Below are 24,897 nucleotides of genomic sequence, written 5' to 3'. Positions count from 1 at the left end.
CTCTCTAAGTAAGTTTTTAGTTTGATTACCGCATACCTAGAATTTAAACTAAGTATTCTGCAACTGTTGATTAATTGATTGAATGTCTTTAACAGATAATGTGCCTGCATCTAACTTTAACTGCAATAAACCGTTAAAGTAATTATATTTAACTTCAGCCAAATTACTTTTACTTTCAAATAATGTTTTTAACTGATCTAATACATCAGTAATCGTTGCTGTACCAACATTATATTGCTCAACAAACTGCTGATATGCCAATTCAGATGCTTTTACAGATTGCTGTAATGCTTCAATCTGACTAATAAATGCTTGAATATTCAAATAATCTGAACGCGTATCTTGAATTAATGTTCTTAATACATCTAAAGAGTTAAATTCTTCTGCTGTATATAATCTAGCATTTTGAACTTTAGTGGCATAATCACTTCCACCATTAAATATATTCCAAGTAAGTGATAAACCAACATAACCTGTCACTGGATGATTCGTTAATCCTGCTGCACTTCGATAGGCATCTTCATCACCAGAATTAAAAGTATTGTTATATTGAGCAACTAAAGAAATCGATGGTAAAAATGCACCATAGCTTGCTTGCATGGTATCATACGCTGCGTATTGTTGATATTTTTGTGACAAATAATTTTGATTGTTTACTTTAGCAATTTTAACCCAGTCGTTAATATTATTTGGCGTTGGTTCTTTATATATGATATTCGTTTTTAGTGGTGCTAAGTCTTTCTCTAGCTTACCTGTTAATTGATACAAAGAATAGTAACTGGTATCTAAATTATTTTGAGCAGCAACTTGCTCTGCTAAACCATTATAATAAGATGCTTCAGCTTGCTTAACATCTGTATCAGTAGAAACTCCAACTTTAAACTTAACCGTTGCCTGATCTAAAGCACTTTTTAATGCTTTAACATTGGCATCTGCAAACTCTAACTGATCTTTTGCTAATAAAATATTAAAATAAGCCTGAGCAACATTTAACATCAATTGTTGCCTACTGTATCGGTAACTAGCCAAAGACTGTAAAGTAGTTTTCTCTGATGCTTTATAAGTTTTATACAAACCATAATCGAATAAAACTTGACTAACGTTTAATTGATAACCAACACTTTGATAGTTACCACTACCATTTAAATTATCAATGTTATTTGTGCTTGCTGTACCTGTAACAGAAAAGCTCGGAAATAATGCACCAAGGTTAACTTTCTCTGCCATTGCAGTTGATTGATAACTATTATAATCACTTCGAATCGAATAGTTATTTTTTAATGCCTGTTGATAGACTTGTAGCAAATTCACTGCCCAAGCCTGTGGTGCCACCATACATCCAAGCGTAACAGAGATTGCAACTTGTGAAACTCGTTTAAGCATATTTCATCATCCAAAATTAATCATATTTATACTTAATATTTAATCCCTAGTTTAACTTTAGCACTTCTTTTAAAGTTGATCAGGCATTAATATAATACTTTTCAACCCAAGGTTTCACACTTTGAAGTGCCTGAGTTAGTTTTTCAGGGCTTTTACCACCTGCTTGAGCCATATCTCGTCGCCCACCACCTTTACCTCCAAGCTGTAGTGCTACATAATTAACTAGCTCACCTGCTGAAAACTGATCTGTTAAATTATTTGTGACACCTGCACAAAGCTGTACTTTATCATCTTTTGTTGATGCTAAAACAATCACAGCCCGTTTTAATTTAGATTTCAGTTGATCCATTTGCGATCTGAGTACTGTCATATCACCACCTTTAACTTCAGCACTTAAGACTGCAATATCTCCAATGGTAGTTGCTTGAGTTGATAAATCTACTCCTGAACCTTTAGTTAATGCAACTTTCAATTCTGATACTTCTTTTTCAAGTTGCTTAAGCTGTGTTTTCATTTTACTTAACTTATCAATTACCGTTTGTGGCTTTGCCTTTAACTCAGAAGTAATTTGACGTAATAATAATTTTTCTTGTTTTATTTTCTGCTCGGCATTTTTTCCAGTTGCTGCTTCAATACGTCGTATGCCTGCTGCAATACCACCTTCAGATATAATTGTAAAATAGCCAATATCACCGGTTCTTGAAACATGTGTTCCGCCACATAGCTCCATTGAAAAATCACCCATACGTAACACACGAACTTGATCACCGTATTTTTCACCGAATAATGCCATGGCACCTATTTCATTAGCATGCTCATGTGTTGTTACAATCGTTTCAACAAGATGGTTTTTTCTAATTTGCTCATTAACCAAATCTTCAACTAACTCTATTTGCTCTAATGTCATAGGCTCATTTGATGTAAAATCAAAGCGTAAACGATCTGGTGCAACCAATGATCCTTTCTGCTGAACATGTGGACCTAATACTTTTCTTAAAGCTGCATGTAATAAATGCGTTGCAGAGTGATTTAATGCTGTTTGCTCTCTAAATGATAAATCAATAATTGCTGTGACTTCTTGGTCAATTTTAAATGTACCAGATTTGACAATACCTTGATGTAAAATCGCATCATTAATTTTCTGTGTATCAACAACTTCAAATTTAGCGCCTAAAGCTTCTATTATACCTTTATCTCCAACTTGACCACCGCTTTCAGCATAAAATGGACTTTGAGATAAAATAATACAACCTTTACTACCTTCAGCTAATAAGTTTACTGGTTTTTTTTCATCATCTAGTAACTCAACTACAACTGCATCACTAACTGCATGAGCATACCCTAAGAAGTCTGTTTGAGTATGTGTCTGAATTGATTGACTATAGTCTTGTTTAAATGATGATGCTTTTTTAGCTCGATCGCGTTGCCCTTGCATTAATTGTTCAAACGCATCAATATCCACAGTCATTGACTTTTCTCGTAAAATATCTTCAGTCAAATCAACTGGAAATCCATAAGTATCATATAGCTTAAATGCAACTTCACCAGATAACTTGTCACTTTGAATTTTAGCTAAGGCCTCATCTAAGAGGCGCATACCTGAATTAAGTGTTTTAGCGAATTGTTCTTCTTCTTTCTTTAAGGTAGCCTCTATTTGTTTTTGAGCTATTTTTAATTCAGGGTAAGCTTCTCCCATTTGATCAACTAATGCTTGTACAATTTTATAAAAAAATGCCTCTTTAGCACCAAGCTTATAACCGTGACGAATTGCACGTCTGATAATTCTTCTTAATACATAACCACGACCTTCATTAGAAGGGTAAACACCATCTGTTATTAGAAAGCTACACGCTCTAATATGATCTGCAATTACTTTAAGTGATGGTAATGTTAAATCTTTAACGTTTAATATATTGGCAATGGCTGTAATAATATACTGAAATAAGTCAATTTCATAATTATTATGCACTCCTTGTAAAATGGCTGCTAAACGCTCAATTCCCATTCCAGTATCAACTGATGGATTCGGTAAAGCTTCAAGTACTCCATCAGGCAAGCGATTATATTGCATAAATACCAAGTTCCATATCTCGATATAACGATCTAGCTCTTCACCTTTTGAGCCTGGAGGACCGCCAGGAACATCTTCACCATGATCATAAAAAATTTCAGTACAAGGGCCACAAGGACCTGTATCACCCATCGCCCAAAAGTTATCTTTCTCGCCAATACGAGAAAAACGATTTTTATCTACGCCAATATGATTTAACCAAATATCAGCTGCTTCATCATCTTCAGTAAAAACAGTTACCCAAAGGCGCTCTTTTGGAATTTTGACAACTTCAGTTAGAAATTTCCATGAAAACTCAATGGCTTCTTTTTTAAAATAATCACCAAAGCTAAAATTACCTAACATTTCAAAAAAGGTATGATGTCTTGCTGTATAACCAACATTTTCTAAATCATTATGCTTACCACCAGCTCTAACACAGCGTTGTGATGTTACAGCTTTAGTATAGTCTCGTTTATCTTTTCCTAAAAATACGTCTTTAAACTGAACCATCCCTGCGTTTGTAAATAATAATGTCTGATCATTATGTGGCACAAGAGAACTTGAAGGCACATGTTTATGACCTTCACTAACAAAATAATCAATAAATTTTTGGCGGATATCTTTTACATTCATAGTCATTTATATAGTTACGATTAAATTATCAAAATAGAATACACGAAGGATACCTAAATTTAAATCAACTTGCATTATTTTCGTTAGCGTTTTTATCAATTTATTAATATTTATCTTGAGCAGATTTTGCTATAAAAGTAATTGCATAATTAAAAATAAACACTAAAAATGTGATTATGTAATTAGACTAAATTAATGGCAAGATAATGCATAAACTAAAATTCACAGTATTTACAGTGTTAACAATGAGTCTTTATTATTTCAATAATGCTTTTGCAGTTATGCCACCTGAATATCTAAGTGTTGATGGCTTTCAAAGTTGCTTGAGCACCAAAAATATGGGCACTTGGCAATCTTATTGCATACCTGATACTAAACCAGAGAACTGTAGCCAATCGTCATGGGATCAATTAACAACAATGGACATACCTAGTTGTTCATAATGGCCTAACCTTTAGCTTTTTTCTTAGTTAAAGCACCATAGACAATACCGATCACCCAACCAAAAATAATGTGTAACACTAAAGTCATAATGACCACCTGAACCCCAAGCTTTGCTGCAAAAAATCCCCAACCCATTACTGGCATATAAATAATCATCATAATAAGCCAAAGGATTATTCCATAGATAAAGCCACGTAGCCAGTATTTACCAGGTAAAAAACCTTCTATGATCGCAAATAAAATACCCCAAACAACTATTCCTATTACAAAATGGCCAATCCAACCAACCGCCATACTGTTAGTACCAGAAAAATGACTAAGATCACCTATGGCATCGAACCGTGGCGCAACGCCCATTTTAGCTTTAATAATCATTAAAATAGACAAAACAACTGTGCCTATAAGACCTGCTATCATTGCACTTATATATTTATTCATATGAGTTATACTCCATGTGTTTTAGTTTTTTTCCGATATACTCTGCTTAAATGTTATAAGATTATGTTTTAAACCTAAAGCCAAGCAATGCTAAAAATGAAAAAAAGATTAAATAAAATGCCACGCTAATAGGATTAGATGTTAATTTAATTAACCAAATAACTATCATAGGAGCTGTCGCGCCAAATAAAATAGCTGAAACATTATAAACTAACCCTAATCCCGTATATCTAACTGATGTGGGAAATAGTTCAGAAACTATTGTTGCATATGTACTAAGCATCATAGCATATGGAATGCCCAATAATACAATCATAATCATTACAACTTCTAATGATGTTGTATTGGTTACAACCCAAAATACAGGATAAGCAATAACGACCATACAAAATAAAGATATTTTGAATATATTTTTTTTGCCAAATTTATCTGAAATATAACCAAAGAACATAGTTAAAATCGCAACATTCAATAAATTAACCGCATTTACAATATGGCCATGATTACCTATTAAAGTAAAATCAATCAGAAAAATTGGCATAAATATAAAAATTAAAAACATACTGACTGATACGATTGACGCAAATAATATGCCCTGAATCAAGGTTATAAAATCACTATCAAATAACTGCGCTATTGGCAAAGTTTTTTTTCTTGATTTTAATGCAATAAAGGCTGGCGTCTCTGATAAGTTTTTTCGCAAATACCCACCTGCGATACAAAAAATCGAACCTATAATAAATGCAAGCCTCCAACCCCATAAATAAAATGCCTCCTTAGATAACATATGACTAATTAATGTCACTAATAGCTGGCCTGATAGAGCTGCAAATGTCAAAATAGAAAAAATAAAGGCAACTGCAACTGTCCTATACTTTAAATCCACATGTTCAAATGTATAGATCACTGCTCCTGGCAGCTCACCTCCAAACGCCAACCCCTGAATTAAACGCAGAATAATTAACAATATTGGCGCCAACACCCCTATTTCCTGGTATGTAGGCAAAAGAGCAATACAAAACAAAGGAATGGCAATCAATATAATTGAAAAATAGAATGCTATACGCCGCCCATATTTATCACCAAAGTGACTAAAAATAATACCGCCTAATGGCCTCATTAAATACCCAACTGTAAACGTCATAAATACAGCTAAAACTGAGTTGTAAACATATTGTGAAGGGAAGTATTGAGCCCCTATAATATTAGAAACAAATACCATCACCATAAAATCATAATAATCTAGTGCACTGCCTATAGCTGCTAGAAGAATAACTTTTTTTGACGACATAAGCTTTTATCCATATTCCATCAATTTTAGACATTTACCAATCCATCGTAACTAATAATTTTTTATCTAGTTGATTTAATGCTTGAGTGTATCCTTCTGTTGTTAATAGTCCAGTTTTTGCATCAGGATAACAAATTACAGAACCACTATTTAATATCCCATGACGAATGGCTTCTTCCACTGGTTGATCTGCATAGATAGTACCAACAAAAGCTGAAGCAAATGCGTCTCCTGCACCTAATGTATTGACAATCTTGCCATACTTATATGGTGGATGAAAGTACAGTTTTTCATTGGTGGCAACGTAAACACCTTCTGAACCATTTGTAACAACAACAATTCTTGGACCTAATCCTAATACAACTTTAAAAAACTGCCTCAAACTAAAAAAAACACCTTCATATTGAAATTGATTTCCCAATAACTCTTCACCATGGTGGTCATTCATTTCTGCTAAAGTTTCTTTCATGTGTTTATCAGTAGAAATTAATGACACCATCAACAATTGCGCTTCTTCATAATTTAAAAGCATAATATCAACACCATCGAGTGCTGATTTAACAAATCCACCACCTAATACTAATTGACTATTTCCTGGATTAATTGCTACTTTTGAATCACATTGATTAGCTAATTTAACAATTTCAGGAAAACGAGCTGCAGAATCTTTACTCAAAGAGGTTACATAAACAAAGTCACTTGATTGAATCGCTTCTTCTGGTAAGTCTTCTGTTAATACTGAGGTATTTGCACCACGATAAGCGAATACAGTACGATCCCCTTTAAGTGATGGAACGATAAATGAATTAGCCGTTGCATAGGTATTTGAGCGCCTTGCATAAGAGACATTTATACCCACATCTTTTAATTCATCTAAGAGCATATCTCCATAACGATCATGACCTACTTTACCAAAAAGAGCAACCTCATAACCTTGTCGTTTAAAAGATACAGCAGCATTCGTTGCGCCACCACCACTATAAATTTTCTGATCAGTTACTTCTATTTTTGCTCCCTCTTCAAGTAACAAATACGATTCCAAACTTTTTGCTTTATGAATCTGCATTGTTTCCATTTCTTCATAAGAGATAATTGTATCTACTGTAGCTCCACCAATTGTTAAAACGCGTTTAAACGCCATAGTAAAAATTCCTTTAAAAAAGCATAAATAAATTTATTTTTAACAGAGTCTAACGTTTTGAATTTAAAGATCAAGTTAAATGCTCAATTGCATTATAAATCATTCTTAAGCCTGTATCATCTTTCATTGTAAGAATAGATTCTGGATGAAACTGTACTGCTGCTAAGGGTAAATTTTTATGTTCAACAGCCATAATATGACCATGCTCATTCACTGCAGTAACAACTAAATCATCTACTATAACGCTATCATCGGCAATAATAGAATGATAAGCTGCAACTTCACACTCAGGCTCTACTTCTTTAAAGATACCTTGATTTTGATGTTTTAACTTCCATATTTTACCATGATGAGGCACATCTAGTAATTTTAACTGACCACCAAACGCCTCTATCATTCCCTGCAATCCTAAGCAAACACCAAACTGTGGTATTTTAGCTTCTGTAACATCTTTAATTAATTGTGGCAAATTAAAATCTTGAGGTTTACCAGGGCCAGGAGAATATATAACAATATCTGGGTTAATTTTCTTGATAGCCTCAATGGTAATACCACTTCTGTAAGTATCAAGCTCAACACCACATTGCCTAAAATAATCAGCTAACGTGTGAACAAAAGAATCTTCATGATCAATCATAATGGCTTTAATAGGTTTAGATATTTGAAACACAGCTTTCTCTCTTTTCTTAATTGATTGAATCGTACCTAAAGCTCGTTTAAATGCTGTTGCTTTAGTATGCGTCTCTTTTGCTTCTTCCTTGCCTTCAGAGTCCCATACTAATGTTGCACCAGCTTGATAAGTTGCTTTATTTTTTTTGATATGTACTGTACGAATCGTAATGGCTGAATTGATATCACCATTAAAGCCAATTGCACCAACAGAGCCACCATAATAGTTTCTTGGCATGGTTTCATATTGATTAACTAGACGTATTGCCCGAGGCTTTGGCGCACCAGTTAATGTTACGGCCCACATATGAGACATAAATGCATCTAAACCATTATATTCAGATCGTAAAGTTCCCTCTACGTGATCAACCGTATGAAACAGCCCTTCATAACGCTCAATGGTTCGACGCTCAAGTAAATTAACGCTACCAGGCTGACAAATACGTGATTTATCATTCCTGTCAACATCAGTACACATGGTTAATTCTACTTCATCTTTATATGAGTTTAATAACTTCACAATTCTTTCAGAATCTTCCATAGCATTATCGCCTCGACGAATCGTACCAGATATCGGACAAGACTCAATTCGATCTCCTTCAACACGAACAAACATTTCAGGTGATGTACCAATAAGCTGTTCATCACCAAACTGACAAAAATATTCATAAGGTGAAGGATTTTGAGATTTCATTTTATCAAATAATTCACTTAAACGCCCCTGAACTTTTGCCTCAAAGCGACGACTTAAAACAACTTCAAAAACATCACCAACTCGCATGTGTTCACGCGCTTTATCAACCATATTAGCAAATGCATCATCCGACATTGAAGAAGTTATTTTTGATAGTGCTTGAAACGGTTTATCATAATTATACGCGGGTTCCATCGGTTCATATGGGTCCGTCGATGTACCTAGCGTAGAGTACTGGCCCTTTTTTAACTCAAGTGTTAAAAGAAAAGATTCTTCTTTCTTTTTATCAATTGCATAAAGTTCATCCACCCAATATAAGTGATATAACTTTTGATCACGATTTTTTTCTTTTGCCTCTTCTACTGGTTCAAACTGATAAATCAAAGCATAACCAAATGCACCAAATAAACCTAACATGTTTTCACTTAACTGATTAAACTCAGTTGTTAAAGCTCTAATCGGCGTCATTACAGATGGTTGAAAACTACGTTTCTCTTCTGGAAATGCTTCACGACTTGCATGAATTTTTAAATCAACTTCATGCTCATCTTCAGCAATTATCTCGACTGACTCAGGCGCTGACATAATAGGTTTAATCATTGATAAAATCATATTGCCTCTGGGATTTAAAGCACGAACTTTAACTAAGCCATCGTAAGCAATAAACTCAACTGGCGGGTGAATAAAACCAACTTCCCAACGGTTATAACGTCCTGGATACTCAATCCCAGATGACATCAACATACCCCTTGCACGATTAAGCATTACTTTGATATCATCCAACGATTCACTATATTTCATTTTGTGCTTTTGTAACAGTGCAAAAATACCATTTGATGTGATTAGTTCTTCTCTCTTATCAATTACATTCATTTAATTACCCCTTTTGAGTGAATTAAAGGCTTTAATACACAATCATAATCTAGTTGAAAAAGATTGTTTTTATTCAATCGAGCCCTTATCATTGAAAACAATAATATTGTTACTATCATAATAGGTATTTTCATATGAATCAACAATTGCAAAATATTTTACACCTTATTATTATTGCCGTTATCCTTATATTATTCTATGCATTTTATCCAAAAACTACTTATTCGCCTCATGGGATTTATCTACCGCAAACAACACAAACCTACTCAAGCATTCCAGCAAGTGCAGTAGAAATGATTAATGTACCACCCAATGCCCAACCGATTGGCTTAATCAATACACAAATGCATTTTCAATCCACAAATCAAACTGAATTAGAATCAGATGCTGACCAATCAGTTGCTTATGCAAAAAAACTTGCTGCTAAATATGGCGCCAATGCAATTGGTCCAGTTCAAATTGCACGTACACCTAATCAAGGTATTTTAGATGCAATACAAATTCAAGCTTATGCATATCGACTAAATTACTAAATCTTCTAAATATAATCATTTTACTTTATCTTACAATTACTTATAAAACTTACCAGTGAGCTTAAACCATGAACAAAAAACTCTCAGTTGTTTTTGCTGGAACGCCTGATATTGCAGCAACTGTATTAACTGATTTAATCCAATCAAATAGCGTTAACATTATAGCAGCATATACACAGCCTGACCGTGCTGCAGGTCGTGGCAAGAAATTAAAAGAAAGCCCTGTAAAGACAATTGCTAAAGCACATAATATAGCCATATTTCAACCATCGTCATTCAAAAAAGAACCTCAAGCAATTGAACAGTTAAAATTATTAGAACCTGACTTAATGATTGTAATTGCGTATGGCTTAATTTTGCCTCAAACAGTACTTGATATACCTAAATATGGTTGTATTAATATTCATGTCTCTTTACTACCTAAATGGCGAGGCGCTGCCCCCATTCAGCGAGCAATTGAATTTGGTGATAAAGAAACTGCTGTTAGTATTATGCAAATGGATCACAGTTTAGATACAGGTGATATATTAAATACCGTTAGCTGCGAAATTTCAGAGGATGATACCGCTCAAACACTACATGATAAATTAGCAAAATTATCTATCACCCCACTTATCAAAACGATTGATCAAATTCAACATAATAGCCTTAATCCAAGCAAACAAGACAATACAAAAGCAACTTATGCTGAAAAAATTACTAAATCAGAAGGTAAAATCAATTGGAATCAAAGTGCAGTTAAAATTGAACGTAAAATTCGAGCTTTTACACCATGGCCTGGTACTTATACACTGATCAATGGTAAAAATGTCAAACTTTTTGATGCCTATATTGTTGAGCAAACACATAAATACAAACCAGGCACAGTAATTAATTTATCAAAAAAAGATATTCAGATTGCTACAGGCAATGGTATATTAGCAATCACAAAACTACAATTTCCTGGAAAAAAGCCAATGTCTCTTAGTGAATTAATTAATGGCAGAGAACTAAATGATGTTCTTGGCACGGTCATAGGAGTATAAACAGATGTCTACTAACTTAAAAATGGCATTTATTCTTGATCCGCTTGATCAACTAAACCCTAAAAAAGACAGTTCAATTGCAATGATTGAATCTGCCTTAAAAAAGGGTTGGCAATGTTATAGCATTCAAATGAATGACCTTTATATACAAGATGGTAGCGCTTATGCAAAAGCATACCCCATTACTTTAAACGATCATTTTATAACTGCAAAAGTATGGTATAAAATTGATCAGCCAATAATAACAAAGCTAGAAAACTTTCATGTCATTCAAATGCGTAAAGAGCCTCCATTTGATATGGAATTTGTCTTTGCAACTTATATTTTAGAGCTAGCAGAACGAAAAGGTAGCTGGATAATTAATAAACCTCAAAGTTTACGTGATGCAAATGAGAAAATGTTTATTACTCATTTCCCACAATGTATACCAGCAACATTAATTACTAGAAGTGCTTGTGATATTAAAGATTATCTATATGAACATGGTGATATTATTTTAAAGCCATTAGATGGCAGCTCAGGTAGCTCAATATTTAAATTAAATCGAAGTGATCCAAATATTAATGTTATCATAGAAACGATCACAGCATTTGAAAGTCGTTATACAATGATTCAACGTTATATCCCAGAAATTACTCAAGGTGACAAACGAATTCTTTTAGTCAATGGCAAAGCACCAACCCACTCGGTTGCTAGAATAGCTAAAGAGGGAGAAACAAGAGCTAATCTTGCTAAAGGCGCACAAGCAATCGTTAAACCATTAACAGATCGTGACCATTGGTTAGTTGAGCAAGTTGTACCAACTTTACAAGCAAAAGGTATTGTTTTTTGTGGTCTTGATGTTATTGGAGAGTATATTACTGAAATTAATATTACTTGCCCTACCTGTGTTAGAGAACTAGATTTTGGCACAGGCTACAATGCTGCAGATGAATTAATGAACTTTATTGAATCCAACTATAAAAAATAAAGAAAGGACCAAATATAATGACAACTCGTTCAGAGAAACTATTCAAACAAGCACAAACTGTCATTCCAGGTGGTGTTAACTCACCAGTTCGAGCCTTTAAAGCTGTGGGTGGTACACCTAAATTTATTGATCATGCAAAAGGTGCTTATATTTATGATGTCGATGGCAATCGCTATATTGACTATGTTGGTTCATGGGGGCCTATGATTGTTGGCCATGCAAATGAACAAGTTATTGAAGCTGTAAAAGCTCAAGCGGAAAAAGGTTTAAGTTATGGCGCACCTTGCCAATTAGAAGCTCAATTAGCAGAAACTGTCTGTGAACTGATACCTAATATGGACCAGGTACGCTTTGTTAATTCAGGCACTGAAGCGACAATGAGCGCTATTCGTCTAGCCCGCGCTTATACAAATCGTGATAAATTGATTAAATTTAAAGGTTGTTACCATGGTCATGCAGATCATTTATTAGTCGCCGCAGGATCTGGTGCTTTAACACTTGGCATTCCTGGCTCACCTGGTGTTCCGAAAGATACAGTTAAAGATACCTTAACTGCAAACTTTAATGATTTAGATTCTGTCAAACAGTGCTTTGAAACTTATCCAGATGAAATTGCCTGTATTATACTTGAACCCATTGCAGGTAATATGAATTTAATTGTTCCTGATATTGAATTTATCCAAGGATTACGTCAACTCTGTGATCAATATGGTACTTTGCTAATTTTTGATGAAGTGATGACAGGCTTTCGTGTTGCACTTAATGGTGCTCAAAGTATCTTTAATATCAATGCTGACTTAATTACCCTTGGTAAAGTGATTGGTGGTGGCATGCCAGTTGGTGCGTTTGGTGGTAAAAAAGAAATTATGCAACGACTAGCACCTTGTGGTGATGTCTATCAAGCAGGCACACTTTCAGGTAATCCTATTGCAATGGCTGCAGGATTGACAACCTTACAATTAATTCAAGCTAATGGCTTTTATGATACCCTATCTAATAAAGCAAATTACTTAACTGAACAACTTAACCAAGTTGCTAAAGATCATCAAATTGATTTTAAAGCACAGTCAATCGGCAGTATGTTTGGTTTATACTTTTCTAATCATATACCTAAAACATTTGATGAAGTTAATCAATCTGAAATTAATCGCTTTATAGCATTTTTTAATTATATGTTAGAACAAGGTATTTATCTTGCACCTTCTGCATTTGAAGCAGGTTTTGTTTCAAATGCACATAGTATCGAAGATATTGATAACACAATTAACATGGCAAAAGCATATTTTTCTTATATGCACAACCATGTTTAGTTATATTCAGTAGCTGGACTAGAATTATCAACAAAAAGAACTTTATGGCTAACCACTTCTAACTGTTTAACAGATAAAGGCTCTAATTTATCATTCTTATAAACATCCATATAAAAAAGACCTAGTTTATCACCTACTTTATAACTTGTTTTTTCATTTGTAATTACACCATCTGAAAATAATGTAAATGTTGCTAACTCTATTGTCTTAAAATTTGGACCAATTGACATACTCTTAATGGCGCGCAAATCAAGAGAACATTGCTCTTGAGTTTTACCTGGTTGTAAAAGGTATTTAGCATTTACTTCTATACTCCGATCTCCTTCAACGGAATTTTCAAGCCCTTTATTAATCTTAATTGATGCTGGACAAACAATAGCTAAAGTATCAACTTGAGTAGCTGTACCTTGACTAAGGCTAAGATTATTAGAGGAAGTGTTTTGAATCTGACAAAATGCGGCTGATGATGCAACTAATGTTAAACCAGCAATTGTGATTAGTTTATTAATCATTTTTTTATACCTCTTTTAGTTATTGATTAATTTTGTGATTCTTTATTTAAAAAATATACTTTAGACCTATTTGCTCAGAATTTATTCTAATTTGAGATTCGCTTGAAGAGGCAACCCAAAAACACAATGCTGGTAGATCAACACTGTCTTTTACTAAAACAGCATGTGTATATCGTAAGTATAACTGAAGATGCTTTGTTAAATTATATCCTATCTGAGCATTAAATAATCCAAACCATCCAAAATTTTGTTGATTCCCCAGCTTGTTACCAACACCTAAACCAATCTGCGCACTCACTGGAGAAGCAAAATGCATTCCAATAAACCCTTCAAAATTAATAGTATTTAACTGCATATAATTAGTAGAAAGTATTGTTCCTTTTTTACTACCTTTTTTAACAACTTTACTAGTTAATGGGTCAACCACTTTTCCATAATTGTTATAATTAACACTCATGCCCGTATAAAAATTCTTTAAAGTATCTATGTTTCCAAAACCAAATTGATACCCTAAACCCAAATGAACTGCTCCTTGATTCTGAGCAGGAAAACTAGTATTTATATTATAACCATAAAGCACATTAGAATAAGAATAGTTATATACTGATTTTGATTGAGCTAAACCAGCTGATGCTGAAACAAAAAAACCACTCATGGTATGATTATTTATTAGATTTCTATCTAAATTATTTGACTGATTTGCCCAAACAGGCACTGCAAATGATACAAGTAAACTAACTAGAGCAGTTGTTATTATTATTTTCATAAATCACCTCAAACTCAAATTTATATTAAATGCTCAGAAGGTATGTAAAAACTGAACAAAATGCATAATAACATATATAATATACTATATTCAATATATTTTTGATTGTTTTTTGATCATGTTAATCTTTTATGTATTTAAATCATGAACTTGATCTTTTTCTGCTGAATTAAATGTTTGAATAAAAGGATTATAATCACTATAAACATCTGTTTGAATATAGCCTGTATACTCTTCAAGTTTGTCAATCACATAGCTACTGCGAGATGAATTATATTCAAATACACAGCCATTGGAGTTATTAAAACCCATATTTAACCTTTATGTAAGCCGCTTAGGCTTATTTTTTCTTTTAATACCGTTAATGTCGTTTAATCTGCTTGAATATAAGGTAACTCTTTTATTTGCTCCATAATATCATCAACAATTGGTTGTACCTTTTGACCTAATGTGATAAGCCAACGATACATGCTACTTCTAGGTAAATCAAATAGCGATCCCTGTGGATAATTAGGATCAACAAGTTGCTCAGATGATTTTCCAAACCTCACTGCCCAAGCCAATTTTAATTCTGCATGAAGCTGTTCAATTAATTTACTCTGATTAGTCTGTACACGACATAACGCATTAGACAGTAGAAAAAACTTTTAAAAATCAATAGGCTCATTGATAATAACAGTTTTCACAATCTTGTTCAGGAATAACGGAAATGAGATTGACCAATGAGCTAACAGGAAGTTTAAACAAATTTTTAAATTGGGACAAGCGAAGAATGGATTGTTTTGTTAATCTTTTAATCGCTTTGCCACTAAAAGTTAAAGTGGATTCAACCTATCATCGCTTACAACGCTTTTTAGCGCACTAAACTATGAAAATTACACTTCTGGAGCTGCACTAGACGCTCCATTTCTAATATTTTTTGGACCAAAAATTGTTGGCAAAGAAATTTCTACTTTAGGTAGTATTGCATGATTTTTATCATAATTTTTTATCATATTATTTATGTCATTACTTTCTAAAACATCAGTAAAAGGTTCTAATATTTCTCTAAGATCTCTAATACTACTTGGATCTGTCCATGAGTGAAATAAATCTTTTTTCATTTCACTTGCTTTAATAACTTTTTCTAAACAACTTTTCAGTTTAGCCGAATCAATCGTACTTTCATTTTTCAATTTACTTAATTGATCATAAACTTCTTTATATTTATCCGCTTTAGAAAAATGTATACCATATCTTTTATGCTGATTAATTAAATAACTATGTTGTTTTCTAACATGAACTAATAACTGTTCTATCAAAAGCTTACAATTATGCTGATCATCAGAAAAAGATAATTTGTTAAAAGTAAGCATTGAATGATCATTTTCAAAATTATCTATTGATTTAAGAATTGCTCGATAATCACTTTTATTTAAACCATCATTAATCAAACCACTAGAAAAAGGGCGTAATACTGCTCTAAGATCTTTAACACTACTAGGATTAGTTAATGATGATGGGTCTCTTTTTCTTTTACTTACAGCAATTACTTCATCTAGACATTTTCTTAATTCAACCTTATCTAAATCTTCATTTTCAGCCAATAATTCTTTTAAATGCTGATGAGCTTCTTGATAGGCATTAAGTTTACCACTTGTATCGCCTTTAAGCCGATTGATCTGTTTTTCAACATGCCCTAATAATCGATGCGCTAACAGCCCAAGTTGATCATGTGTACATTCAACTTCTTTTCGAGGTAAATAATAGTTGTTTAAATAATATTGTACACCACTAGCTGCAACCATAACTGTTGCGCCAGCTAATGGGTTTGTTAACATAGCAAGTGAACCACAATAAAATAAAGTATTAACGACTGCATTAACACATGTTTCAGCCTTAACATACTCTTTTCGCTTAATTAAGCGTTGTTTCATATCAGCAACTAATTTAGCTTGCTCTTTACTCCCTTCACTAATGTTTGTCGCACTTAAATGTTCTAATATATCATCTATTGCTTTAAGTTTCTTATAACCTTTATGTAAGTCATTAAAAAAATCAATAGCATAAAAGCCAACACCTACAAAAGTTGCAGCGACAGCTACTGATGAAAATAATCCCATCGTATTTGCAGTTATCCAAGTTGAGTCATTAATCACTGTGTTCATATTACTTTCTAAATAATCAAGATCGCCATCTTTACCAGTGTGATATATACCATTAGCAAGCTTTTCAAGTAATCTTGGCACAAAATAGACTGCACCAAAATAACTAAAAAATTCATTAGTTCCATTATTTACATTTCCAATGTGTTCTTTAGCTGCCTCACCCGCTATATTAAATTTATCTTGAATTAACTTTTCATAAAGTTCTGCTGCTGATCTTAATCTACTAGATAATAACCTTGTAAAATTCCATTCACCTACTGCATCAGTACCACCAACATCATCAAAACCAAAAATTGAAATACCATGCTTTAATTTACTTTTTTGTCCTTCTTCATTAATTTGATTTTTATCTAGATTTTCTTCATTTTCATTTTCACTTGAAGATTTATACAAAAAACTTATCAATTCGCTTTGTAATACTGGGTCTAATCTATTTTGCCTTACACTACTTTGGCTATTATAATCATCAAACTCATTTCCATCCTCATCTGAGTCAGCTATATTCCCATCACCACCATAAAACAAATTACAATATTCATCACAAGCTGTTTTTATCTGATTTTTATCAAATCTATTAGCAAGTTGTTCTTTATATTGATTCAATTGATTTAAACGATCATTATATTCGCGTTTTTTTAGTACTTCTGAATATACTTTTAAAGTATGAATATATAAGCCGAGCTCGTGCTTACTTAAACCAGCACTTGATGTATAAACACTTAAAAGCGTATCACATCTTACTCGTAATTTTTTATAGTCATCTTTATTATCTAAATCATATTCTTCATTAAAAAATTTTATTAAATGACTCACATCAGCAACCCTCTAAATAGAAATAAATGAAATATTATTAATATTTTAAATATATATTAATGAAATAACAATATAAAAAATATAAAATTAGACAAGCAGACTGACTATTTTATGCATTTAAATTATAGGGTTGATCACTTTCTGCTGAATTAAATGCTTGAAAAAAAGGATTATCTGGGCTGGATGGGTTCAGCCAAGGTTCTTCTTGAAGTTCATCAGGAATATTTCCATGAACTTTTATATCTTCTATAACATCTGAAATTGGTTTTAATCTCTCTTCTAATGATTGAGCAATTTTCACTTTAGGCATTGCCTCAATTATATTTAAATACAAGTTAATCTGCTTAATATCATTTTTTAAATCAATAATATACTCATCCAATTGCTGACAGATACTTACATGAGATGTATCATTACCCTGTTTAAGCATACGATTCTTTAACTGATTCCAAACATCTCTTTGATCTTCATTGATGTGCCAATAAACATCCCACCAACTAAGCTCTGGATAATCCTTATAAATTGAACTTGCTAACCTGCGCTCATCTTCTAAAGCATTAGCCATACCATTTAATGCATCTTTTACTTGTTGAATTTTTGTTGTTATTTTTTCACTACCTTCAGCAACTTCAACACGATAGCTATTTTTTAATAATTGCCAAAACTCAGAAAATTCTTCTGATTGAAAATTATATTTATGCCTTAGTTGCTGTGCAACACGATCAGTGAAATTAAACGCATTCTCAGCTGTTTGAGCATAAGTCTTACGTAATTCCATAACTGACATATCACCTAATGCAACTAATAAATCATCACGAACAATTTTTAATAATGATTTAAAATTATTAGTTTGTCTCGATGAATATTGATTTCGTTCATCTCTAGCTAATACATTACAAACATTAATCAATGCTAATAACTGCTCTGATGGAGATTCTTCATTTTGAAGCTGATATAGCTTTTCTAAAACTTTAGATAAAATAATTAAACGATCTGCTGAAGTTTTTAACCCTAGGCCTAAAAATAAATTATTTCTCCTATCTGATTCTTGATCAGCAATGGTATCAATTGCATGATTAATAAAAATTTTATCGGGTTTTTTATATATTTCACTACCTCCAAAAGGAACACCTAAACTAACATATTGCGACAAATTTTCTCTTGTTAAATCTGATGAAGCCATATCATAACTTACAAAAAAGAAATTAGAAATTCTGTGATGAACTTGATCACTAAAACGAAAGTAATTATAAACATTTTCATCAGGTGCGCATAAACCATACTGTTTAATATAACTAAATGCATATTGTAATCGACTGACTTCACTAAAATTAAGACTTGTAGGCATCACACTTCTCCTTACCATCAATCCATTGTCATGATGCAACCCCTTGGTATCGGCCCACCCCTACATGTTCCGACATTTTGAGCATAAAATAATCAAATATAAATATCAATGAACAAAAAACAAACAGTGAAATATTATTTTCAAAAATATTGAATCTAATATAGATAAATCATACAAAAAATTTGAAATATAAATCTCTTGATTTTTTTACTAATTTTATGTAATGGCTATGAAAATAAGTTAATTAAATTATTTAAATAAAGTCTACCTTTATATGTTGGAATTAGTTGATTTTCAATCGTATTATCGATTAGTTCTAATTTTAATGCTTTATTAATTATCGTTGTCAAAACATTCCTATTTAAGCCAGTTCTTGACTCAAATAAATCATAGCTAAATCCAAAATTTAACCTTAAAGCATTTAAAGCAAACTCATAGATAAGCTGTTTTGAATCAACAATTTCTGATCCACTAACATAGGCATTTGATTTAAGATAAAACTTAGGATGCTTTACTTTCCAATAGCGCTTAATTGCATTTTGCTTAACATAAGTAACTTTACTGTGCGCACCTGCACCAATTCCAATATAATCACCAAACTGCCAATAATTCATATTATGTACTGAAAATAAACCATTTTTAGCATAAGCTGATACTTCATAGTGTTTAAATTGATTCTCTGCTAATAACGCTTTGCCTTGTAATTCTATTGCCTCTAATATTGCCTCATCTGGCAATAATGGTGGTTGACGCTCAAATTGTGTATTTGGTTCTAGGGTTAGCTGATACCATGATAAATGTGTTGGACTCAATTTAATTGCTTCTGATAAATCAAATAATGCATCTTTGGTATTTTGATTTGGTAAGCCATGCATTAAATCAAGATTAAAATTTTCAATGCCACTTGTTTTAATTTCATTAACTGCTATATAAATTTCATCCTTATTATGAATACGTCCTAATTGTTTTAATTTATCATTTTGAAAACTTTGTACTCCCAAAGAAATACGATTAATACCCATAGCTTTATAATCTTTAAATAAACCTCTTTCAACTGTACCTGGGTTTACTTCTAAAGTAATTTCAGCATTTTCAGCTACTAGGTTTTCATTAAATAAATAGTTAAATAATAAACTTAATGAATTCGTTGGAAATAATGAAGGTGTTCCACCACCTAAAAATATTGATTGAAACTGCCTGCCTTGCATATCATTTAAATGTATTTTTAGATCATTTAGTAAGCTATTGAGGTAGTCACTATCAGGTAATTTAGTTTTTAGTTGGTGAGAATTAAAATCACAATACGGGCATTTTTTAACACACCAGGGAAAATGGATATATAAGGATAATGGAGGCAGTTGAAGCATAAATATAATTATTTTATAGTATTAGACTTGAGATGGTTTTCTTGCATTAATTCTAATCACTAATACATCACAATGCGCACGTTGCAATACACCAGTTGCAGTAGAGCCAATAAATCGCTCTACACCATGACGTCCATGGCTACCAATAACGACAATATCACAACTTAACTCTCTAGCTAAAGAAACAATCTTACGCTTAGGTGAACCATGCAATAAATGATAATCTGCTTCAACATCAATCTTTGCCTCTAGTGTTTTTAATTTCCTCAAATTTTCTTCTTCAAGATGGTCTTCCAAATCAGCAACTGAAGGAATGCCTGAAGCCATATAATAAGGAATTTTAGGCAATACATTAATAACACTAAGCTTTGCACTATTACGTTTAGCTAATGCTACAGCTTCTTCAATCACAGAGTCATTATCATTATGTAGATCGGTTGCCAGTAAGACATGCTGATATTGCTTCATTGATTATTGCTCCTAAATAAAAATCAATTGTCGAATTAAACTTATTTTGTTACTTTATTATACCCACCCTTAAAGCAAAAATACTATTTAAATTCTAAAATGGTAACAAAATTTTTCCACTTAAATTAGAATTTGTTTGTGGTAGTACACCCGTTAGCTGAACTGACTTATGATTATTCTTTTCATCAAACCAATTAACATCAATAACAACTGATGTATGTTTAACTGGTTTTAATTTTTCATCAATCATCCAAACCCGTTTAAATTTTTCAAAATTAATAATTACTTGATCACTACCAGAAGTAAGCTCAGATTGATTACTAGGTAATGCACTTAGCTCTTCTAGTTTATTTTGAGCCAACATATAAGCATTTTGTTGTGAGCGCATTGTATTTATATTTTGATAACCCGAATTTAATAACATAATTAATAAAACACTTCCAAGCGAAATAAGACACAAAGTAACTAAAATTTCAACTAATGTAATGCCTTCTTGCTTAATCATTTAAAAATCCCTCCATGACCCAGGAATCATTACATACTTTCCTTGATTGCTATCTTTAGCCGATAATCCATAATCATTTTGATAAAAAAACTGCGCATTAACACTTTTAATAATTGACTGATCACCCATTTGTACAATTGATTGAATTTCGATTAAGTTATAATCATTTATTTTTATATTTTTAATTTGAATTTTAGTATGAATATCAGATATTGAAGTTGGTATATTTTTTGTATATAGAAAATTACCATTTTTAGTTTGATTTACTATTAAATTTTTATTTTGATTAATTAAGTTTTGTGCATAGTCCATACCTGATATCGCAGCATCTAGCGCTTGCTGATTTTTAAGTAAAGTAGCTGATTCCTTATAAAATAAACGTAAATAGTTTATTAAAATAAATGCACTAATAAACATTAAAGTTAAAATCATCATTGAAACAAATGTAGATATCATGCCCCGTTGTTTTCTTAACTGATCTAATGACTGAATAATCACTGGCATACTCCTAACTGATCACCATGAGCCAAATGATTTTTTAAGGCACTTTTTTTAACCGCCAGTGTTACTTTATGCTTACTTTTAAGTTGATGACAAATAATAATATTTTGAATATCTCTAACACCTGCAATAAACTGATTATTCCTAACAAAAACTAACTGATCTATTGTTACAATTGGATCACTTGTGTGGGGTAATAAACTTTCAAATTGAATATGAACTAATCTCTTTTGAAGTTTTGGAGAAACAACCCAACCACTTGTCTCAATATTTTGATTAATTTTGATCAAATTAATTTGAAAGTCTTTGAATTTAACCTCATCAAATTCAGTTAAATTAATCCATTTATCATAAGCATCTTGACAACTAAAAGTCGCTAATGACTTAGGGCGCACTTGTAAACGCCCATTTTTAAGGCGAAAACCAAAACGTTCATCTGAAGCTACTTGCCCAAGTGGTGAAATTTGACCATCTTGATTAACATCATATGAATATAAAAGACAGCTTTTATCTTGGTTAACATAAAGATTTGTCTTATCTTGCATAAATGGATTATTATTAACCCCCATGCCTATATTTTTATTGGCAGAAGCCCAATAGCCAGCTCGTCTTACATTTGACATGACTGAAGTAATAATTTTTTGTAATTTTGCATTTTCAGTAACTGACTTTGTTTGAATTTTTTCATAAGTATTAATAAAACTAAAAAAAGATAGAAAAGCTGTAATAATAAAAAAGCTTAATGATAAGGCAATTAATAGCTCGACTAAAGTAAACCCTTTTTGTCTATCCAATTTAGCCCCTTAAATACGCCATAGTTAAATTTAAATACTCAACTGATACTATAATTATAGATAACTTAGACGCTTTAATGGAAATATACTATGAAGCAACACCAAGGATTCACATTCATTGAAATCATCATTGTTATGGTTATTATTAGCATTATTGTTTTAATTGCCGTTCCTTCATATTATAGCTATATTCAACACAGCCGACGTTATGAAGCCATCTCAGCATTAGAGTCTCTTTATTTACTACAAGAAAAACACCATTTAAGATATGATACTTATGCCACACTTAAACAACTATCACATGCGAACATAACGGATAATCATTATTATCAATTAAGTGTTTCTAATATTTCAGCTAATAGCTTTATTTTAAAAGCATCAGCAATAGATAGTCAAAAAGATGATCGAGAAGGTAAAACAAATTGTTCTATTTTAACCCTTGAAGTTAATGATCAAAAAACAATTCGCAAACCTTCTAATTGTTGGAAACACTAGATGGCATAATTGCTATCTAAATTAGCTACAATTTCTAATATATTCCCAATATAGCTTACCATAGTAAGGATTTTCTGGATTAGCCCCCATATGTAATTTTAATGATCGATACTGCTTCTTATTATAACGAGCATAGTCATTTGGTTGATAAACCGTATCATTTGACCACAAAGGAATATTTTGACAAATATTACCAGGCTCCCCTGAAACATTACCAACAAGCTTTAAGCCTGAATACTGATCATAGCCATGTAACATAACATAGTATTTTCCAGATGATGATAATGTACAGTGCTCATCGTTACCTGCTAAATATGGACGGCAATCATAATTACTTAGTGATGGTTTTTGATCTTTCTTAACGTATAAATCAGCATCTCCATTACCTAAAGATATATCAATTGAACCTTGGTGATTATCAGGAACAGTAAATACAAAATACTGCATTGAGTCTGTATCACCAGCTAAATTTAATTTAGCAACCGCTGGAATTAGACTCTCAATATCTGGTGCTTTTTTATTACCAATAAATAATAATCGATTTGGTGATCGAGAACCCACATTCTTAATTGCATCTTTAGTCGAATGGTCAATTAGATAAGATTTAACTTCACTAGGTTTTGCATTGGTATGATCTTCTAAATACAATGCGACAGCACCAGCAACATGAGGTGAAGCCATTGAAGTACCACTTAAAACTCTTGAGCTTGTATTATCTTTATTAGAAGCAGAAGTAATATCTGTACCAGGTGCAAATATATCTACACACTTCCCATAATTAGAAAATACTGAACGCTGATCATACTCATCCGTTGCACCAACAGTAATGGCAGTTGTTTCGCGTGCAGGTGAATAATTACATGCATTTTGATTATCATTACCTGCAGCAACTACAAATGTAATATCGTTTGCCACACCATTATTAACCGCATCATCTAGTGCCTGTGAGATACCGCCACCTAGACTCATATTAGCAACTGCTGGATGTTGATTCTCTTGTATTATCCAGTCAATTCCTTTAACAATATCATCTGTTGTACCATAACCATCACAGCCTAAAACACGTACGCCATGAACGGTCGATTTTTTCGCAACACCATAAAGACTACCTGAAATAGTACCTGCAACATGTGTGCCATGTCCCTGACAGTCGTAAGGGTTATTATTATCATCAATTGCATCATAACCAACACCAACTCGATTATTAAACTCTTGATGTGTTCTATTAATCCCAGTGTCTATGACATAAACATTAACCCCTTTCCCAGAATTATCATAAGTATACTCACCATCCATTGGTAATTCATGTTGATCAATTCGATCTAACCCCCAAGAAGGTGGGTTATCTTGAACATCATTGATATGAAACTTTTGATTAACTTCAATATAATCAATATTTGGATCATCTAATAACTGTTTAACTTTTGCCTCATCTGCTTCAATCGCCATGCCAGCTAATGCATGCTGATAACGATCAATTACCTTAATACCATTATTGATCATTTTATTAGCTTGGGCATTAACAAAATCTGACGTAGTCTGATAACCATATAAGCTCTTATTATCTTTCTTAAGAACTACAATATATTCATGCTTGACTTTATTTTTTGCTGTATAACCAATAATTGACTGTAGTTGACCAGCGTATGCAGAGCTGCAAATACCGGCTATCACCAGTGTGATTATCTTTTTGGTCATATCTAATCTCCATATTATTTAATAAA

24 protein-coding genes are annotated in these 24,897 nt (G+C 32.4%); 6 read left to right on the top strand and 18 right to left on the bottom strand.

The window, feature by feature from the left end; translation table 11 throughout:
- Window positions 1-48 precede the first annotated feature (48 nt).
- Window positions 49-1,383, bottom strand: a complete 1,335-nt coding sequence (locus KFE69_06665; GenBank protein ID UTW43766.1) for a TolC family outer membrane protein — start codon at window positions 1,381-1,383, stop codon at window positions 49-51.
- Between the two features lie 79 nt (window positions 1,384-1,462).
- Entirely contained in the window at window positions 1,463-4,075 is a 2,613-nt protein-coding gene (alaS, locus tag KFE69_06660; protein UTW43765.1) for an alanine--tRNA ligase, read from the bottom strand.
- A 200-nt stretch (window positions 4,076-4,275) separates the two neighbouring features.
- Here alaS and KFE69_06655 point away from each other — a divergent pair, with 200 nt between their 5' ends.
- Window positions 4,276-4,512 carry a hypothetical protein gene (locus KFE69_06655; GenBank protein ID UTW43764.1) on the top strand — a complete coding sequence of 79 codons (237 nt, stop codon included), beginning with the start codon at window positions 4,276-4,278 and terminating at the stop codon, window positions 4,510-4,512.
- A 4-nt stretch (window positions 4,513-4,516) separates the two neighbouring features.
- Here KFE69_06655 and KFE69_06650 read toward each other — a convergent pair whose 3' ends face one another.
- From KFE69_06650 to KFE69_06635, 4 genes are all read right to left on the bottom strand, one after another.
- Complete coding sequence (locus tag KFE69_06650; protein UTW43763.1) at window positions 4,517-4,951, bottom strand: hypothetical protein; 435 nt, start codon at window positions 4,949-4,951, stop codon at window positions 4,517-4,519.
- A gap of 61 nt (window positions 4,952-5,012) precedes the next feature.
- Window positions 5,013-6,242: an MFS transporter gene (locus KFE69_06645; GenBank protein UTW43762.1), complete on the bottom strand. Its 1,230-nt coding sequence runs from the start codon at window positions 6,240-6,242 to the stop codon at window positions 5,013-5,015.
- Between the two features lie 34 nt (window positions 6,243-6,276).
- The gene (locus KFE69_06640) at window positions 6,277-7,383 is read right to left on the bottom strand and encodes a carbohydrate kinase family protein (GenBank protein ID UTW43761.1); all 1,107 of its coding nucleotides are present in this window, start codon (window positions 7,381-7,383) and stop codon (window positions 6,277-6,279) included.
- A gap of 70 nt (window positions 7,384-7,453) precedes the next feature.
- On the bottom strand, window positions 7,454-9,619 hold the full coding sequence (locus KFE69_06635; GenBank protein ID UTW43760.1) for an anthranilate synthase component I: 2,166 nt from the start codon (window positions 9,617-9,619) through the stop codon (window positions 7,454-7,456).
- A 134-nt stretch (window positions 9,620-9,753) separates the two neighbouring features.
- On the opposite strand from KFE69_06635, the gene KFE69_06630 reads away from it, so the two are divergent.
- The 4 genes from KFE69_06630 (at window position 9,754) to hemL (ending at window position 13,457) form a co-directional block, all read left to right on the top strand.
- The gene (locus tag KFE69_06630) at window positions 9,754-10,152 is read left to right on the top strand and encodes a hypothetical protein (GenBank protein UTW43759.1); all 399 of its coding nucleotides are present in this window, start codon (window positions 9,754-9,756) and stop codon (window positions 10,150-10,152) included.
- 68 nt (window positions 10,153-10,220) lie between these two features.
- A complete protein-coding gene (gene fmt / locus KFE69_06625; GenBank protein UTW43758.1) occupies window positions 10,221-11,177 on the top strand; it encodes a methionyl-tRNA formyltransferase in 957 nt (318 codons plus the stop codon).
- Between the two features lie 4 nt (window positions 11,178-11,181).
- On the top strand, window positions 11,182-12,147 hold the full coding sequence (gshB, locus tag KFE69_06620) for a glutathione synthase (GenBank protein ID UTW43757.1): 966 nt from the start codon (window positions 11,182-11,184) through the stop codon (window positions 12,145-12,147).
- Window positions 12,148-12,164: 17 nt separating this feature from the next.
- A complete protein-coding gene (gene hemL / locus KFE69_06615) occupies window positions 12,165-13,457 on the top strand; it encodes a glutamate-1-semialdehyde 2,1-aminomutase (GenBank protein UTW43756.1) in 1,293 nt (430 codons plus the stop codon).
- Here hemL and KFE69_06610 read toward each other — a convergent pair.
- The 11 genes from KFE69_06610 to KFE69_06560 all read right to left on the bottom strand — a co-directional run bounded on the left by KFE69_06610 (window position 13,454) and on the right by KFE69_06560 (window position 22,678).
- Window positions 13,454-13,969: a hypothetical protein gene (locus KFE69_06610; protein UTW43755.1), complete on the bottom strand. Its 516-nt coding sequence runs from the start codon at window positions 13,967-13,969 to the stop codon at window positions 13,454-13,456. The two genes, hemL and KFE69_06610, sit on opposite strands and share 4 nt — an antisense overlap.
- 46 nt (window positions 13,970-14,015) lie before the next feature.
- The gene (locus KFE69_06605) at window positions 14,016-14,735 is read right to left on the bottom strand and encodes a hypothetical protein (protein UTW43754.1); all 720 of its coding nucleotides are present in this window, start codon (window positions 14,733-14,735) and stop codon (window positions 14,016-14,018) included.
- Between the two features lie 129 nt (window positions 14,736-14,864).
- The gene (locus KFE69_06600) at window positions 14,865-15,047 is read right to left on the bottom strand and encodes a transposase (GenBank protein ID UTW43753.1); all 183 of its coding nucleotides are present in this window, start codon (window positions 15,045-15,047) and stop codon (window positions 14,865-14,867) included.
- 59 nt (window positions 15,048-15,106) lie between these two features.
- Window positions 15,107-15,286, bottom strand: a complete 180-nt coding sequence (locus KFE69_06595) for a hypothetical protein (GenBank protein UTW43752.1) — start codon at window positions 15,284-15,286, stop codon at window positions 15,107-15,109.
- Between the two features lie 324 nt (window positions 15,287-15,610).
- Window positions 15,611-17,695, bottom strand: a complete 2,085-nt coding sequence (locus KFE69_06590) for a hypothetical protein (GenBank protein UTW43751.1) — start codon at window positions 17,693-17,695, stop codon at window positions 15,611-15,613.
- 109 nt (window positions 17,696-17,804) lie between these two features.
- Complete coding sequence (locus tag KFE69_06585; GenBank protein UTW43750.1) at window positions 17,805-19,043, bottom strand: hypothetical protein; 1,239 nt, start codon at window positions 19,041-19,043, stop codon at window positions 17,805-17,807.
- A gap of 227 nt (window positions 19,044-19,270) precedes the next feature.
- Window positions 19,271-20,410 (bottom strand): radical SAM family heme chaperone HemW, encoded by a 1,140-nt coding sequence (hemW, locus tag KFE69_06580; protein ID UTW43749.1) that lies wholly within the window; start codon window positions 20,408-20,410, stop codon window positions 19,271-19,273.
- A gap of 21 nt (window positions 20,411-20,431) precedes the next feature.
- Window positions 20,432-20,878, bottom strand: a complete 447-nt coding sequence (locus KFE69_06575; GenBank protein ID UTW43748.1) for a universal stress protein — start codon at window positions 20,876-20,878, stop codon at window positions 20,432-20,434.
- 94 nt (window positions 20,879-20,972) lie between these two features.
- Entirely contained in the window at window positions 20,973-21,383 is a 411-nt protein-coding gene (locus KFE69_06570) for a hypothetical protein (protein UTW43747.1), read from the bottom strand.
- Window positions 21,384-21,887: a hypothetical protein gene (locus KFE69_06565; GenBank protein ID UTW43746.1), complete on the bottom strand. Its 504-nt coding sequence runs from the start codon at window positions 21,885-21,887 to the stop codon at window positions 21,384-21,386.
- On the bottom strand, window positions 21,878-22,678 hold the full coding sequence (locus KFE69_06560; GenBank protein UTW43745.1) for a prepilin-type N-terminal cleavage/methylation domain-containing protein: 801 nt from the start codon (window positions 22,676-22,678) through the stop codon (window positions 21,878-21,880). The genes KFE69_06565 and KFE69_06560 overlap by 10 nt, the downstream gene beginning before the upstream one ends.
- 90 nt (window positions 22,679-22,768) lie before the next feature.
- Here KFE69_06560 and KFE69_06555 point away from each other — a divergent pair, with 90 nt between their 5' ends.
- Window positions 22,769-23,173 carry a type IV pilin protein gene (locus KFE69_06555; protein ID UTW44028.1) on the top strand — a complete coding sequence of 135 codons (405 nt, stop codon included), beginning with the start codon at window positions 22,769-22,771 and terminating at the stop codon, window positions 23,171-23,173.
- Between the two features lie 21 nt (window positions 23,174-23,194).
- Here the strand turns inward: KFE69_06555 and KFE69_06550 are convergent, their stop codons facing one another.
- Window positions 23,195-24,871 (bottom strand): S8 family peptidase, encoded by a 1,677-nt coding sequence (locus tag KFE69_06550; GenBank protein ID UTW43744.1) that lies wholly within the window; start codon window positions 24,869-24,871, stop codon window positions 23,195-23,197.
- Window positions 24,872-24,897: the final 26 nt, after the last annotated feature.

The organism is bacterium SCSIO 12844 (assembly GCA_024397935.1).
GTDB lineage: Bacteria > Pseudomonadota > Gammaproteobacteria > Francisellales > Francisellaceae > M0027.
Note: the sequence above shows the minus strand (reverse complement) of the source record. Positions and strands in the feature narration are given on the sequence as shown.